General features: G+C 68.7%; 11 protein-coding genes. 10 read left to right on the top strand and 1 reads right to left on the bottom strand.

The genetic code is table 11. From position 1 onward, the window contains the following. Nucleotides 1-60: 60 nt before the first annotated feature. Entirely contained in the window at nucleotides 61-1347 is a 1287-nt protein-coding gene (locus AC1RTC_RS11375; RefSeq protein ID WP_493155713.1) for an ABC transporter substrate-binding protein, read from the bottom strand. Nucleotides 1348-1493: 146 nt separating this feature from the next. Here AC1RTC_RS11375 and AC1RTC_RS11370 point away from each other — a divergent pair, with 146 nt between their 5' ends. The 10 genes from AC1RTC_RS11370 to AC1RTC_RS11325 are packed head-to-tail and all read left to right on the top strand — an operon-like array spanning nucleotide 1494 to nucleotide 13813. Beyond that, the gene (locus tag AC1RTC_RS11370; RefSeq protein WP_493155711.1) at nucleotides 1494-2381 is read left to right on the top strand and encodes a carbohydrate ABC transporter permease; all 888 of its coding nucleotides are present in this window, start codon (nucleotides 1494-1496) and stop codon (nucleotides 2379-2381) included. Then, nucleotides 2378-3268, top strand: coding sequence for a carbohydrate ABC transporter permease (locus AC1RTC_RS11365; RefSeq protein ID WP_493155709.1), 891 nt, complete (start codon nucleotides 2378-2380; stop codon nucleotides 3266-3268). The genes AC1RTC_RS11370 and AC1RTC_RS11365 overlap by 4 nt, the downstream gene beginning before the upstream one ends. Next, a complete protein-coding gene (locus tag AC1RTC_RS11360) occupies nucleotides 3265-4026 on the top strand; it encodes an SDR family NAD(P)-dependent oxidoreductase (protein WP_493155706.1) in 762 nt (253 codons plus the stop codon). The genes AC1RTC_RS11365 and AC1RTC_RS11360 overlap by 4 nt, the downstream gene beginning before the upstream one ends. Before the next feature lie 22 nt (nucleotides 4027-4048). After that, entirely contained in the window at nucleotides 4049-5230 is a 1182-nt protein-coding gene (locus AC1RTC_RS11355; protein WP_493155704.1) for a mandelate racemase/muconate lactonizing enzyme family protein, read from the top strand. Beyond that, complete coding sequence (locus AC1RTC_RS11350; protein ID WP_493155702.1) at nucleotides 5227-6519, top strand: GH39 family glycosyl hydrolase; 1293 nt, start codon at nucleotides 5227-5229, stop codon at nucleotides 6517-6519. The genes AC1RTC_RS11355 and AC1RTC_RS11350 overlap by 4 nt, the downstream gene beginning before the upstream one ends. Then, on the top strand, nucleotides 6516-7802 hold the full coding sequence (locus tag AC1RTC_RS11345) for an aspartate aminotransferase family protein (protein WP_493155700.1): 1287 nt from the start codon (nucleotides 6516-6518) through the stop codon (nucleotides 7800-7802). The genes AC1RTC_RS11350 and AC1RTC_RS11345 overlap by 4 nt, the downstream gene beginning before the upstream one ends. After that, nucleotides 7802-9298, top strand: a complete 1497-nt coding sequence (locus tag AC1RTC_RS11340) for a M81 family metallopeptidase (RefSeq protein ID WP_493155698.1) — start codon at nucleotides 7802-7804, stop codon at nucleotides 9296-9298. Before AC1RTC_RS11345 ends, AC1RTC_RS11340 begins: the two co-directional genes overlap by 1 nt. After that, on the top strand, nucleotides 9295-10164 hold the full coding sequence (locus AC1RTC_RS11335; RefSeq protein WP_493155696.1) for a 3-hydroxyacyl-CoA dehydrogenase family protein: 870 nt from the start codon (nucleotides 9295-9297) through the stop codon (nucleotides 10162-10164). The genes AC1RTC_RS11340 and AC1RTC_RS11335 overlap by 4 nt, the downstream gene beginning before the upstream one ends. Continuing rightward, nucleotides 10161-12674, top strand: a complete 2514-nt coding sequence (locus AC1RTC_RS11330) for a family 78 glycoside hydrolase catalytic domain (RefSeq protein WP_493155694.1) — start codon at nucleotides 10161-10163, stop codon at nucleotides 12672-12674. The genes AC1RTC_RS11335 and AC1RTC_RS11330 overlap by 4 nt, the downstream gene beginning before the upstream one ends. After that, nucleotides 12671-13813, top strand: a complete 1143-nt coding sequence (locus AC1RTC_RS11325) for an SGNH/GDSL hydrolase family protein (protein ID WP_493155692.1) — start codon at nucleotides 12671-12673, stop codon at nucleotides 13811-13813. Before AC1RTC_RS11330 ends, AC1RTC_RS11325 begins: the two co-directional genes overlap by 4 nt. Nucleotides 13814-13817 lie beyond the last annotated feature (4 nt).

Raw genomic sequence — 13817 nt, 5'->3', positions numbered from 1 at the left:
CCGCCCGGGCTGCGCGCGACTCCTGGAGATCGCGGGCGGCCCGGGCGGCCGGTAATGGGACTACTTGACGGTGAAGCCCTGCTGCTTTGCGTAGTCGACAAGGCCGGACTGGAGCGCCTTGAGCGCGTCGGCGCTACTGGCGCCGCCGCTGGCGATCTTCTGCTCGGTGTCTGCGACCTGGCGTGCGGTCTCCGTCGCGAACGGCGACCACTGCCAGTTCGTCGGGATGGCCTGAAGCTGCTCGGCGAACACCTGGTTCACGGCCTGCCCGCCGAAGTAGTCGTTGGGCGTCGACAGCAGATCAGCGTCGTTCGCGCTGCTCTTGAGGGTGGGGAACCCGCCCGATTCGAACAGGTAGGCCGCGGCATCCGGGTCGTGGTTGACCCAGATGGCGAAGGTAGCCGCAGCGAGCTTGTTCTTGCTCTGGTCGGTGACCGTGTAGGCGCTTCCGCCCTTCTGGGCGGACGAAGCCTCGCCCTCCTTCCAGGTGGGCATCGGCGCAACGCGCCAGTCGCCGGCGTTGTCGGGTGCGACGCTCGCGACGACACCCGTGAACCACGCGGGAGCGAGCAGGGTCGCGATCTTGCCCTCGGCGACGGCCTGGATCCACTCGGGTGCTCCGATCGGCAGGTTGCCGGCGAATCCCTTATCGGCGAGGTCGGACCAGTACTCGGCCACTTTCACGGCGTCCTTGCTGTCGTAGCCGATGGTGATGTTCTCCCCGTCGGTCTGGACGGGCGAGACGCCCGCCTGCCAGAGCATGACGTTGAGGGCCTGGTCACTCAGCGCCGAGTTGACCAGGTAGCCGTCGGGGTTCGCCGCGCGGTACGTCTCGGCGTCCTTCGCGAATTCGTCCCAGGTGGTGGGCGGGGTGATGCCTGCCGCATCGAGCAGGTCCGCGCGGTACATAAGGCCCATCGGCGCCGCGTCGAGCGGGATTCCGTAGAACTTGTCACCGACGGTCACCTGGCTGATGAGCGCGTCGATGTAGTCGTCGCGCACCGCGCTGCCGCCGAGGTCGTCGAGGGGCGCGAGGTAGCCTGCCTGGGCGTACTGCGCGACGAGGCTGTAGTCGACCATCGCGACGTCGGGAGCGCCGGAGCCAGCCTGGAACGCGGTCTCGAGCTGGGCCGGGTCGGCAGCGCCGTTGAGGGTGACGTCGATGTCAGGGTGCGACTTCTCAAAGAGGTCGACGAGGTGCTCGGCGGTCGGGGACGTGCTCCAGACGGTGATGGACCCGGACGCCTCTTCGGGAGCCGGCTCGTTTCCACCGCCCGCGGTGCAGGCTGTCAATAGCATGGCCCCAGTGGCCACCACGGCCAGAGGGTAGAAGTGCTTCTTGTGCAAGAGGTGCTCCTTTGCAGTAGGGGGTTAGGTCATATAATAAACCACGGACTTGCACTATAAATCTAGGCCGATTTGGCACGATTCATTGTCGAGTTGAGATTGTTATAAAAACTGGTAGCTTGTAATGCGAACCGAGGAGGGTGCACATGCTGACCAGAAGATGGTGGATTCGCCGCCAATGGGTCCCGTATCTGCTGACCCTGCCCTTCATTGCGCTGTTCGCCACATTCTTCGTGGCTCCGCTCGTCGTCGCCCTCATCAACAGCCTCTTCACAAAGAAGCTCATCGGTGGGATCTCGTTCGTGGGTCTCGAGAACTACGCGCGGGTGCTGACCGACGAGTCGTTCATCGGCTCCTTCGGGCGCATCCTGCTCTACGTGGCCCTCGGCATCCCGATCGCCATCCTCCTTCCCCTCATCCTGGCTCTCGTCGCCGACTCAGGAGTGGTGAAGCGGCACGGGCTGTTCCAGACCCTCTACTTCCTGCCCTACGCGATCCCGTCGGTGATCGCGACCCTCATGTGGGGGTTCATCTACGGCCCGTCGATTAGCCCCTTCACCGATATCGCAGGGTTCTTCGGGATCTCGCTCAACCTGGTGAGCAAGGAGTGGATCATCCCCTCGCTCGCCAACATCGGGATCTGGGCGGTCGCCGGCTACAACATGATCGTCTTCTACTCGGCCCTCAAGAGCGTGCCGCCCGAGGTCGTCGAGGCCGCGCGCATCGACGGCGCCAGCAACGTGCGGATCGCGTTCAGCATCAAGGCCCGGATGATCTTCCCGGTGGTGTCCACGATCGTGATCTTCTCCATCATCGGCACGCTGCAGCTGTTCGCAGAGCCTCAGGTGCTGCAGACCATCGCGCCGTCGGTGATCACCTCCGACTTCACCCCCAATCTGTACGCGTACTCGCTCGCCGCATCCGGGCAGCAGACGAACTACGTGTCGGCGATGACCTTCGTCATCGGCGCGGTGGTCATCGCATTCTCGGTGGTCTACCTGCGCGTCACTCGTCGATTCCGGGAGGTGTCATGACCACGGCCATTCAGGTGCGGCGCCGCAAGCGCGCCGCAAGCGGGTGGGTGGGGAAGACATCCGGCCTGATCCTCTTCCTCGGCATGGCGATCTACGTGCTGATTCCGCTCGAGTGGGTGATCGTCAACTCGACCAAGTCGAACGGCGACATCTTCAACACCTTCGGCTTCTGGTTCTCGCCGCACCCGCAGTTCTTCGAGAACGTCATGGGAGTGCTCACGCAGGACGACGGCATCTTCCTGAGATGGATGGCGAACTCGATCGGGTACGCCACTGTGGGCGCGCTCGGTGCGACGCTCACCTCGTACCTCGGCGCGTATGCGTTCTCCGTCTGGCGGTTCAAGGGCCGCGACGTCATGTTCTGGGCGATCATCGGGGCGATGATGATCCCCGGTACCGCGCTCGCGGTGCCGATCTTCCAGCTCATCGGAGGGCTCGGCCTCATCAACAGCCCGCTCGCCGTGGTGCTTCCGACCATGGTCAGCCCGTTCGGCCTCTACCTGCTGCGCACCTACCTCGACTCATCGGTGCCGGGCGAGATGATCGACGCCGCCCGGGTCGACGGCGCGGGCGAAGCCCGCATCATCGCATCGATGATCCCGCCGGTCGCCCGAACAGGGCTTGCGACAGTATTCCTGCTGATGTTCGTGGGCGCGTGGAACAGTTACCTCATCCCTCTGCTCGTGCTCACCGACCCCAACCTGTTCCCCGTCACCATCGGGCTCAACGACTGGAACAAGCAGTCGATATCGCCGCTGGCCGGCGGAGAGATCCTCTTCCCGATCATCGTGACGGCGAGCCTGCTGGCAGCCCTGCCGATCATGGCGCTGTTCATCGTCATGCACCGCCAGCTGCGCAGCGGCCTCGCGCTGGGAGCAGTGCGATGACCGGCTCGCGTCCCGTCGCCCTCATCACCGGTGCCTCGCGCGGAATCGGCGCTGCCGCCTGCAGGCGCCTTGCGGCCGCGGGGTGGGATGTCGCCGCGGCGCACGAGCCGACGGAGGAGATGGGCACCATGGCGACGGCGCTCGCCGACGAGCTCTCGTCTGACGGAGCCGCCGTGCGGGCCTATGCCGCCGACCTCCGTGATCCCGAGGCCGTCGACGCGCTCGTCGCCCGCGTGCTCGGGGACTTCGGGCGCCTCGACGCGCTCGTGCCGAACGCCGCGGTCGACAGGATCACGCCGTGGCTCGACATACCCCTCGCCGAGTGGGACCTCACCATGGACGTCAACGTGCGCGCGGCCTGGTTGCTGGCCCGCGCCGGGCACGACGCGCTCGCCGCGAGCCCGCTGGGCTCAATCGTGCTCGTGAGCTCGACTATGGCGCGCACGGGCCAGCCCGGGCGTCTGCACTACAGCGTCTCGAAGGCTGCCCTGCTGGGAATGGCCCGCACCCTCGCCCGCGAGGTCGGCGGTGAGGGCATCCGGGTCAATGCGGTGATGCCGGGCGCGATCCGCACCGAGTCGGAGACCGAGCGGTTCGGCACCGGCATCGACGACGACGTGATCGCCACCCAGGCCCTGGCCCGTCGCGGTCTCGCCGAGGACGTGGCGAACGCAATCAACTTCCTCGTCAGTGCGGACTCGTCGTTCGTCACGGGCCAGGTTCTCTCGGTCGACGGCGGCGCGACGTTCGCCAACTGATGCAGACAAGGAAAGAGGCACAATGACCATCGAGCGCGTCGAGACGCTTCACGACCCCAACGCGGGCGCCAGCACACTGACCTTCGTGCAGATCTACGACTCCTCGGGCGCGATCGGGCTCGGCGAGACCTACTACACGCCGAAGACCGTCGCCGCCTACATCCACGAGGTCATCGCGCCCGCGCTCATCGGCACTGACCCGCTGGCCGACGGCACCTATTGGGACCGCGAGTACGTGGCCTCCGCGCGCCGCGGTGCCGGCGGGACCGACCTGCGCGCGCTCTCGGCGATCGACCTTGCGATGTGGGACCTCAAGGGGAAGTTGCTCGGCGCGCCGGTCTACCAGCTGCTCGGCGGCGCGGGGGAAGTGCCAACCCGCGTCTACAACACCTGCGCCGGCTCCACCTACGCGACCGGCAGCGTGGTCGGCCGTGGCCCCTACTCCGACAGGGACGATCTCTGGCGCGCGCTCAACGCCCCCGGCGACCTGGCCGTCGAGCTGCTCGAACAGGGCTTCACCGGAATGAAGCTCTGGCCGTTCGACCAGTTCGCCGACACTGACGCCGGCCGCTCGATCACCGGGGCCGACCTCGCCAAGGGGCGCGGCGTGATCGAGGAGATCCGCAGCGCGGTGGGCAGCGAGATCGAGATCATGCTCGAGGGCCACGGCAAGTGGCAGCTCGCCCCGGCGATCCAGATCCTCCGTTCCCTCGAGGACCTCGATGTGCGCTGGGCCGAGGACATGGTGCTCGCGAACGACCCGAGCGTCCTCGCGCGCCTCCAGCGCGCGACGACCGTGCCGGTCGCGGCGAGCGAGTACCTCATGGGCAGGTGGGAGTTCAAGCGGCTCTTCGAAGCGGACGGCGTCGGCTATGTGCACGTCGACCCGTCATGGTGCGGCGGGATCAGCGAGGCCCGGAACATCCTCTCCCTCGCCAGCTCGTACGGAGTCGTCGCGTCGATGCACGACTGCACCGGCCCCATCAACCTGCTCGCGGGGCTGCACCTCGCCGCGTCGAACCCGATAGTCGGCTACCAGGAGGTACTGCGCGCGTTCCTGAGCGATGTGTACCCGAGGATGGTCGACCTGGCTTTCGAAGTGGTAGACGGCCGGATGTCTCCTCCCGAGGCCCCCGGGCTCGGAGGCACCCTGACCGCCGAGTTCCTGGCGGGCCCGACGGTGACTCGAGAGTCGACTCGATGACGGGCGCCGTCCTCCACCTGGGCGCGGCCACGGGCACCGACATCCGGCCACTCCACGGGGTCAACAACGGACCCGTCACCTACGGCGGCCTCGTCGATGTGACGGAGCTCTACCGCAGGGCGGCGATCCCGTTCGTGCGGCTGCACGACCCGAACTGGCCGCACGCCTGGGAGGTCGACATCCACACGATCTTCCCCGACTTCACTCGCGATCCCCGCGACCCGGCGAGCTACGACTTCGACCGCACCGACGACTACCTGGCGACAGTGGTCGCGACGGGTGCACGGGTGGTCTATCGCCTCGGCGAGAGTATCGAGCACACGCCCCGCAAGTACTTCGTCCATCCGCCGGTCGACCCGGGGGTATGGGCCGAGGTCTGCCTCGGAATCATCCGGCACTACAACGAGGGCTGGGCCGACGGGTTCGAGTACGGAATCGAGCACTGGGAGATCTGGAACGAGCCGGACAACCCCGACCAGGGCGTGATGTGGAGCGGTTCGGACGACGAGTACTTCGAGCTGTACGCCGTGAGCGCACGTGCGATCAAGGGAGCCTTCCCCCAGTTGAAAGTCGGTGGCCCGGCGTGCACCATGATCAACGAGCCGCATACCCGCGAGTTCCTCCGCCGCTGCCGCGATGAGGCGCTGCCGCTCGACTTCTTCTCGTGGCACACCTACGCCGACGGGGTGGGCTCGATAGTGGACAACGCCGCAGTCGTCGAGGGATGGCTCGACGAGTACGGCTTCGCCGACGTGGAGATCCACCTCAACGAGTGGAATCACATGGCCGCCGTCGACCTCGCGGGCGACCCCGTCGAGACGCGCCGTTACCTCTTCGAGCGCCTCAAAGGCGCACCGGGGGCGGCCTTCGCGGCCGGGGTGCTGTGCGCCCTGCAGGACAGCCGGGTCGCGATCGCGAACTACTACGACGGCCAGCCGCGAGGCTGGTACTGCGGCCTGTTCGACGACTACGGCGCACCGCTACCCACCTACCGGGTGTTCGAGGAGTTCTCCCGGCTCGCCGGCCTGCCCCGCGCGGATGCCGCGTTCCAGGGCGAGACCCGCGGGTTGTACGCGCTCGCCGCTCGGCGCGACGGCGCGCTCGAGGTGCTCCTCGTCAACCCGACGGACAAGCCCGTCACCTGCTCGGTGTCGGGCCTCGATGCCGAGGCTGACTACGTCGCCCTTGAGGTCGGCAGCCCGATCGCACCCGAGCCCCGCCCCGTCGATGACCGCGCGGCAATCTCCGCCCCTGCTCACTCCGTGACACTCCTAAGGACCCAGCCATGACCCAGGCAGAATCAACAATCATCGCGTCGTGGCCGAAGTCGTCGGCCGCGTACGACCGCGCCCGAGTCAGCCTCGGGGGTGGCGTCTCCACCGGCCTGCGGGCCAGTGCGAAGCCCCACCCGATCTTCTTCGACCACGGGGAGGGCGCGCTGCTCGTCGACATCGACGGCAACGAGTACATCGACTTCGTCCTGGGCTGGGGCCCGAACATCCTCGGCCATGGCAACACCGCGCTTGTGGGTGCGGTCTCCGGTCAGATCGTCAAGGGCGCGACGTTCGGCTCCGGCCACGAGCTGGAGTACCTCGCCGCCGAGGCGATCCTCTCCGCCTACCCCACCCTCGACCGGGTGCTGTGGTCGAACACCGGCACCGAGGCCGACCTCAGCGCACTGCGACTGGCCCGCGCGGCAACCGGCAAGCAGGGCATCGCGCGCTTTGCCGGGCACTACCACGGCTGGTCGGACCAGATGCTCGTCGGCTACCGCCCGCGGGGCGAGGCGGGCACCGATACGCGCGGCCAGCAGAGCGATGTCGACGACTACGTCCACGTGGTCCCCTGGGGCGACGCCGCTGCGCTCGCCGCACTGCTCTCTGCGGAGCCTGACATCGCCGCGGTGATACTGGAGCCGGTGCTCATCAACTCCGGCGTGATCCTTCCGCCGCCCGGGTTCCTCGAGCAGGTGCGCGAGCTGTGCGACGAGCACGGCGTGGTGCTGATCTTCGACGAGGTGATCACCGGATTCCGCATCGCCCTCGGCGGCGCAGTGGAGATGTTCGGCGTGGTGCCCGACCTCGTCGTGCTCGCCAAGGCGATCGCGGGCGGCATCACCCTCGCGGCGATCGTGGGCAAGGCCGCGCTCATCGACCAGGTGACGAGCGGTACGACGCACGCGGGAACGTACAACGGCAACCCCATCGCGCTCGCGGCTGCGGTCGCCACGGTCGGCGAGCTCGGCAAGCCGGAGACGTTCCAGAAGCTCGAGCGGGCCGGTGCCCGGCTTGCGACGGGGCTGCGGGATGCTCTCGCCAAGGCCGGGATCACCGGCACCGTGAACCAGCTCGGCCCGGTCGTGCAGTGCTCGCTAGGGGTCGTGCGGCTCGAGACCTTCGACGACTTCCTCTCCTCCGACCAGGCGCGCTACGGCGAGTTGCTCGTGGAGCTGCTTCGACGCGGGGTCTTCGCAGTCCCCGGCGGCCGCTGGTACCTGTCGACCGCGCACACGGACGCGCAGATCGACCGTGCGATCCATGCCTTCGAACGCAGCCTCGAAGCCCTCGGCTGATGGCGGGAGCCATCCGGATCGGGCTTCTCGGTCTCTATCACGAGGCGAACAGCTTCGCGCTTACCCTGGTGGACGAGGCCTATATCGAGGCGGCGGGCATCTACCGCGGCGAGGGACTGCTGCGCGAGTACCGCGGTAGCGAGTCGACAGCGGGCGGGTTCATCGCCGCAGCCGAGGCCGACGACGGCGTCGAGCTCGTGCCGCTCGTGCTGTCGACCCTGGTGCCCGCCGGGCCGATCACCGCGGCCGCGCTGGCCGCCCGGTCGGCCGATATGCTCGCGGAGCTCGACGCGCACGGCCCGTTTGACGGACTCCTCGTGGTTCTGCACGGCGCCGCGGTCTCGGAGGAGGTCGACGACGTCGACGGCCACCTTCTCGACCTGATCAGGGGGGCCGTCGGCCCGGACGTCGTGATCGGCACCTCGCTCGATCTGCATGCCAACATCAGCGCGCTCATGTGCAGCCGCGCAGACCTCCTCAACACCTATCGCACGAACCCGCATGTCGACGCCCGGCCGATGGCCGAGGAGATAGCCCGGCTGGTCTTCGCGGCGGCCCGCGGCGAGATCAGGCCCGCGACGGCGTTCTCGCCGATCCCCGCCTTCATCAACATTCTCCAGCAGAACACCGGCGCGGAGCCCATGGCCGCGATCCTCAACCAGGTGCGTACTGCGGCCAGCCTGCCGGGCGTGCTCACGGCGTCGGTCGCCGAGGGCTACCCATACGCGGACGTGCCCGAAATGGGGATGTCGGCTGTGGTCATCACCGACGGCGACGCCGAGCTGGCCCACCGCCTGGCCGCCGAGCTCGCGCGCGGCGCGTGGTCGCGGCGCGACCTGTTCGAGGCTGCAGTTCCGGGAGCGGACGAGGCCATCGCGCTGGCCGCGGCCGCGTCATCCGTCCCGGTCCTCCTGCTCGACGTGGGCGACAACATCGGCGGGGGCTCGCCGGGCAATTCGGTGGTGCTCCTACAGGCCGCGATCCGTGCCGGATTCCGCGAGCTCGTGACCATCGTCGTCGATCCCGCGTCGGCGTCCGCCTGCCACAGGGCCGGGGTCGGCGCGGAGGTGCAGCTGGTTGTCGGCGCGACCCCAGGGCAGCCGGCGAGCGGCCCGGTCGAGGGTGCGGGAGTTGTGACGGGCCTCAGCTCCGGATCCTTCGAGGCCAGCGGTACGCTGCACGCCGGCTTCCGCAAGTTCGAGGCGGGGCCGAGCGCGGCCGTACTCCTCGACACCGGGCAGACCGTGGTCGTGACCAGCCGCGCCACCCTCCCGTTGACCCCGGTGCAGCTTGAGGACGTCGGCCTCTCGATCGACGACTACCGGGCCGTGGTGTCGAAGGGCGTGCACTCGCCGCTCGCCGGCTACGGACCCCGGGTCGCGAGCATCATCCAGGTCGACACCCCCGGGGTGACGAGCGCGGACTGCTCGCACTTCGAGTACCGGAAGCGGCGCCTCCCGCTGTTTCCCTTCGAGCGCGATGCGGAGCTCGCATGAGCGCGCGGATCGCCGTGATCGGCGGCGGCATCATGGGCCGCGGCATCGCCCAGGCGCTTGCTGGCGAAGGGGCTGTCGTCTCCGTGGTTGAGTCATCGAAGCGGGTTGCGGACGAGCTGCGGGCGCTGGACATCCCTGGCATCACCGTTGACGATCTCGAGGGCGCGCTCGCCCGCTGCGAACTCGTCATAGAGGCGGCGCCCGAGAACCTCGAGCTCAAGCTCGACATCTGGCGGCGTATAGACGAGCTTGCCCCCACGGATGCGATCCTCGCCACGAACACCTCGTCGTTCGACATCGACGAGCTCGCCACGGCCATTGCCGAGCCGGCGCGCTTCCTCGGTCTGCACTGGTTCCACCCGGCCACGGTCATCCCCTGCGTCGAAGTGGTCAGCGGTACTGCTACGAGCGCGGCGACCGTCGAATCCGCTGTCGCCCTCATGTCGGATTTGGGCAAGTGGCCCCTGCGGGTCCGGACGTCGCCTGGCTTCATAGCCAACCGTCTCCAGTTCGCCCTGTTTCGGGAGGCCGTGCTGTGCTGGGAAGAGGGGTTGGCCTCGGCGGAGGAGATCGACGACATCGTGCGCGCGTCGTTCGGACCGCGGCTCGGCATGCTGGGCCCCCTGATGAGCGCCGACCTCGGCGGCCTCGACACCTACCTGTCGATCCTCGGCTACCTCGAGACCCACCTCGGCGAGCGGTTCAGGCCGCCCGCGGCTCTCACGGCGATGGTCGCGGAGGGCCGGCTCGGTGCCAAGTCTGGTGACGGCATCCTCGGGCTCGCGCCCGACGAGTACGCGGCCGCGGCGGCGGGGCTCGCACTGTCCCTTCCGGCGGCGTACTCCCGCCCGAGGCCCCGAGAGTGAGCGTGCGCGTCGAGGGGCTCGCCGTCGAGCAGGCCGAGGAGGGCTCGCCCATCGGCACCGCCCGGCCGAGGCTGTCCTGGCGCATCGAGGGCGGCCCGGATGACGGGCTCGAGCTGTCGATGGTAGAGGTCGAGCTGGCCGCCGCGGGAGTCACGGAGGTGCGGGAATCCGGTCTCGACGGCCCCGTGCTGCGGGAGTGGCCGTTCCGCGACCTGGCATCGCGCGAGACGGGATCAGTGCGCGTGCGTGCCGGCGACGGCGAGCAGTGGACCGAGTGGTCGGCCCCCCGCAGCTTCGTTGTCGGGCTTCTGGACGGGAGCGATTGGTCGGCCTCCTTCATCTCACCCCTGTCCGCGGGCGGGCTGGATACCCCGGCGCCTATTTTGTCGAAGGAGTTCGAGCTCGGCGCAGCACCCGCGTCCGCCCGGGTGTGGGCGACGGCGCTCGGCGTCTACGAGCTGCGCATCAACGGAATCCGGGTCGGCACCGACGAGCTGGCACCCGGCTGGACGGCATATGAGCACCGGCTGCGCTACCAGTCCTACGATGTGGGGCCGCTGCTGCGGTCCGGCCGCAACGTGATCGAGGCAACCCTTGGCAACGGCTGGTATCGCGGCTACCTCACCTGGGACATGGACCGTACGAACTATGGGGATCGGCTGGCGCTGCTCGCGCAGCTCGAGGTCGACTTGGAGGACGGGTCGGCGGTGCGGGTCGACACCGACGCATCCTGGAACGCCAGTTCGAGCGTGATCGTGTCCGACGACCTCTACAACGGCGAGCGGCACGAGCCCGCCGCGGTGGCCGAGACGGAGGGCGTCGAGGTCGTGGACTTCGACAGGGCCCGCCTCGTCGCCCGCCGCGGCCCCGCTGTCCGGATAACTCAGAGTGTGCGGCCTGTGCGGTCCTTTTCCTCGCCGAGCGGCAGACTGATCGTCGATTTCGGGCAGAACCTGGTGGGGCGTGTCCGGCTCATCGCGCGCGGCGCCGCGCCCAGCACCGAGGTGACGGTGCGACACGCCGAGGTCCTCGAGCACGGCGAGCTCGCCCTGCGCCCGCTGGGCAGCGCGAAGGCGACGTGCTCCTACGTGCTGGCGGGCGGTGCCGAGGAGGTGCTGGCTCCGGTCTTCACCTTCAGCGGCTTCCGCTACATCCAGATCGACGGTCTAGTGCCAGACCTAGACGACATAGTCGCGGAGGTGATGGGTACGGATCTCGCACGCACCGGGCGTTTCGAATGTGCCGACACCCAGCTGAACCAGCTGCACAGCAACATCGTATGGGGCGCGCGGGGCAACTTCCTGGACCTGCCCACGGACTGCCCGCAGCGCGCAGAGCGGCTGGGGTGGACTGGCGACATCCAGGTGTTCGCCCCGACGGCCAACTTCCTGTTCGACACGTCTGGATTCCTCGCCGGCTGGCTCGAGGACCTCGCCGCCGAGCAACTCGACGACGGCTCGGTGCCCTGGATCATCCCGAATGTCTACCCGGGAGACTGGGTGCCCTCGGCGGGCTGGGGCGATGCCGCGACCCTCGTTCCGCTCGCCCTCCACGACGCGTTCGCCGATGACGCGATGCTCAGTCGGCAGTTCCCCTCCATGCGCGGGTGGGTCGACAAGATCGAGTCCCTCGCCGACAGCCGCGGGGTGTGGCTCGCGACCGGCCAGATCGGCGACTGGCTCGACCCGGATGCTCCGCCCGAGGATCCGGCGGCAGCCAAGGCAGACCCCGCGGTCATCGCTACGGCGTACTTGTTCCACTCGGCCCGGGCGGTGGCCGAGGCCGCGCGCCGATTGGGACTACCGGTCGAGGAGCTGCGCTACACCGCTCTCGCCGACCGGGTGGCGGCGGGATTCGACGACGAGTTCGTGGACCAGAGCGGGCGCATCCGGAGCGACTGCCAGACCGTCTACGCGCTCGCGCTCGTATTCGGGCTGCTCCGCGAGGAGCGGCGCAGCGGCGCGGGACGCCGACTCGCCGAGCTCGTCGAGCTCGCCGGTGCGACCGTATCGACTGGGTTCCTTGGAACCCCGCACATCCTGGACGCGCTCTGCATCGCGGGACGGCCCGATCTCGCGCACCGGATGCTCCGGCAGACCGCGCTCCCATCGTGGCTGTACTCCGTTGAGATGGGGGCGACGACGGTGTGGGAGCGGTGGGACTCGCTGCTGCCAGACGGCCGCGTCAACCCCGGCAGTATGACCTCTTTCAACCACTACGCATATGGCGCGGTGGGCGACTTCCTGCACCGCCGTGTGGGCGGGCTCCGGATGCTCGAGCCGGGGTATCGGCGGTTCGCGGTCGAGCCCGTTCCGGGTGAGCTGGCCTCGGCGTCGGTGTCTCTCGACTCCGCCTCCGGGCGGATCGACGTGAGCTGGAGGCGCGACTCGGCGGAGTTCGTCCTCGACCTTTCGGTGCCGTTCGGCGCGGAGGCCGAGGTTATGCTTCCAGGGGCCGCGGCGCCGGTGGCCTGCGGATGGGGAGAGCACAGGTTGAGGTCGGCATCATGAGATCGGTTCTTGAGCAGGCGCTGGCCTTCGTGCGGGGTGCGCTGGAGACCGAGTCGACGGCGGGTGGGACGGTGTTCCAGCGGGCGCCGCGTGCCGGGCGGGCGCTATTCCCGGGCAGCAGCCTCGACTACGTCAGCGGGACGCCGTCGGGCGTGCGCCTCGAGGTCGTCACCGATGCCTCGGCGATCGAGCTCGACCTGGAGATCACCCGCGCGCTCTACCCCGGCACGACCTCCGACGGCAGCACTTTCGACGTCGTCGTCAACGGGGTGGCGCGGGATCCGATCGTCGTCACCGCGGAGCGGATCGTCTACTTCGACCTCGTGACCGGGGGAGCGGAGATCGGGCGCGGCGCTCCTTCGACACTGCGCATCGAGCTGGGCCCGGCGAGGCAGCAGCGCGCGGTCGAGATCTGGTTCCCGGTCGTCTCCGTCGTCTCCTTAGCCGACGTGCGGGTGCCGGAGGGCTCGACCTGGGCCGCGGGACGAGAAGCGCCGGTGTGGGTGCATCACGGCAGTTCGATCAGCCAGGGGTCGGACGCAGGCCATGCGCTGGCGACCTGGCCGGTGATGGTCTCGCGGTCGACCGGGCACTCGGTGGTGAACCTCGGGCTCGCTGGACAGTGCCAGCTCGACCCGTTCATGGCGCGCGCCATCCGAGACACTCCGGCGACCGTTGTCACCTTGGAGCTCGGCATCAACGTGGTGAACCTCGACACCTTGCGCGAGCGGACGTTCGTGCCAGCCGTCCACGGCTTCCTCGACACGATCCGCGAGGGGCAGCCGAGCACGCCGATGATCATCATCTCGCCTCTGATCTGCCCAGTGCACGAGGACCACCCCGGGCCCACCCAGTGGGGTGAGGGCGGCGTGATCTCAGCGCCGGCGCGTCCGCCCGAACTCGCGCTGGGAGCACTGACCCTTCGCGCGGTGCGGCGGCTTCTTGCCGAGATCGTCTCGGCCCGCCGGGCGGTGGGCGACGAGCATCTCCACTACGTCGACGGGCTCGAGTTGCTCGGCCACGCCGATTCGCACCTGCTCTCCGACGGTCTGCACCCGAATCACGAGGGCCAATCCGTGATCGCCCAGCGCTTCGCGCCGCGCCTACTTGGCGGAACGCAAACGCACGTAGACGAGTAGCCCG

Source organism: Rhodoglobus sp. GW821-FHT12B09 (genome assembly GCF_058809925.1).
This window is presented reverse-complemented; position numbering and strand designations above follow the sequence as displayed.

Excerpts from the sequence above, each read along its gene's own strand:
- AC1RTC_RS11355 (WP_493155704.1), top strand. The coding sequence starts at position 4,049 with ATGACCATCGAGCGCGTCGAGACGCTTCACGACCCCAACGCGGGCGCC.
- AC1RTC_RS11335 (WP_493155696.1), top strand. The coding sequence starts at position 9,295 with ATGAGCGCGCGGATCGCCGTGATCGGCGGCGGCATCATGGGCCGCGGC.
- AC1RTC_RS11340 (WP_493155698.1), top strand. The coding sequence starts at position 7,802 with ATGGCGGGAGCCATCCGGATCGGGCTTCTCGGTCTCTATCACGAGGCG.
- AC1RTC_RS11365 (WP_493155709.1), top strand. The coding sequence starts at position 2,378 with ATGACCACGGCCATTCAGGTGCGGCGCCGCAAGCGCGCCGCAAGCGGG.
- AC1RTC_RS11370 (WP_493155711.1), top strand. The coding sequence starts at position 1,494 with ATGCTGACCAGAAGATGGTGGATTCGCCGCCAATGGGTCCCGTATCTG.
- AC1RTC_RS11360 (WP_493155706.1), top strand. The coding sequence starts at position 3,265 with ATGACCGGCTCGCGTCCCGTCGCCCTCATCACCGGTGCCTCGCGCGGA.
- AC1RTC_RS11345 (WP_493155700.1), top strand. The coding sequence starts at position 6,516 with ATGACCCAGGCAGAATCAACAATCATCGCGTCGTGGCCGAAGTCGTCG.
- AC1RTC_RS11350 (WP_493155702.1), top strand. The coding sequence starts at position 5,227 with ATGACGGGCGCCGTCCTCCACCTGGGCGCGGCCACGGGCACCGACATC.
- AC1RTC_RS11325 (WP_493155692.1), top strand. The coding sequence starts at position 12,671 with ATGAGATCGGTTCTTGAGCAGGCGCTGGCCTTCGTGCGGGGTGCGCTG.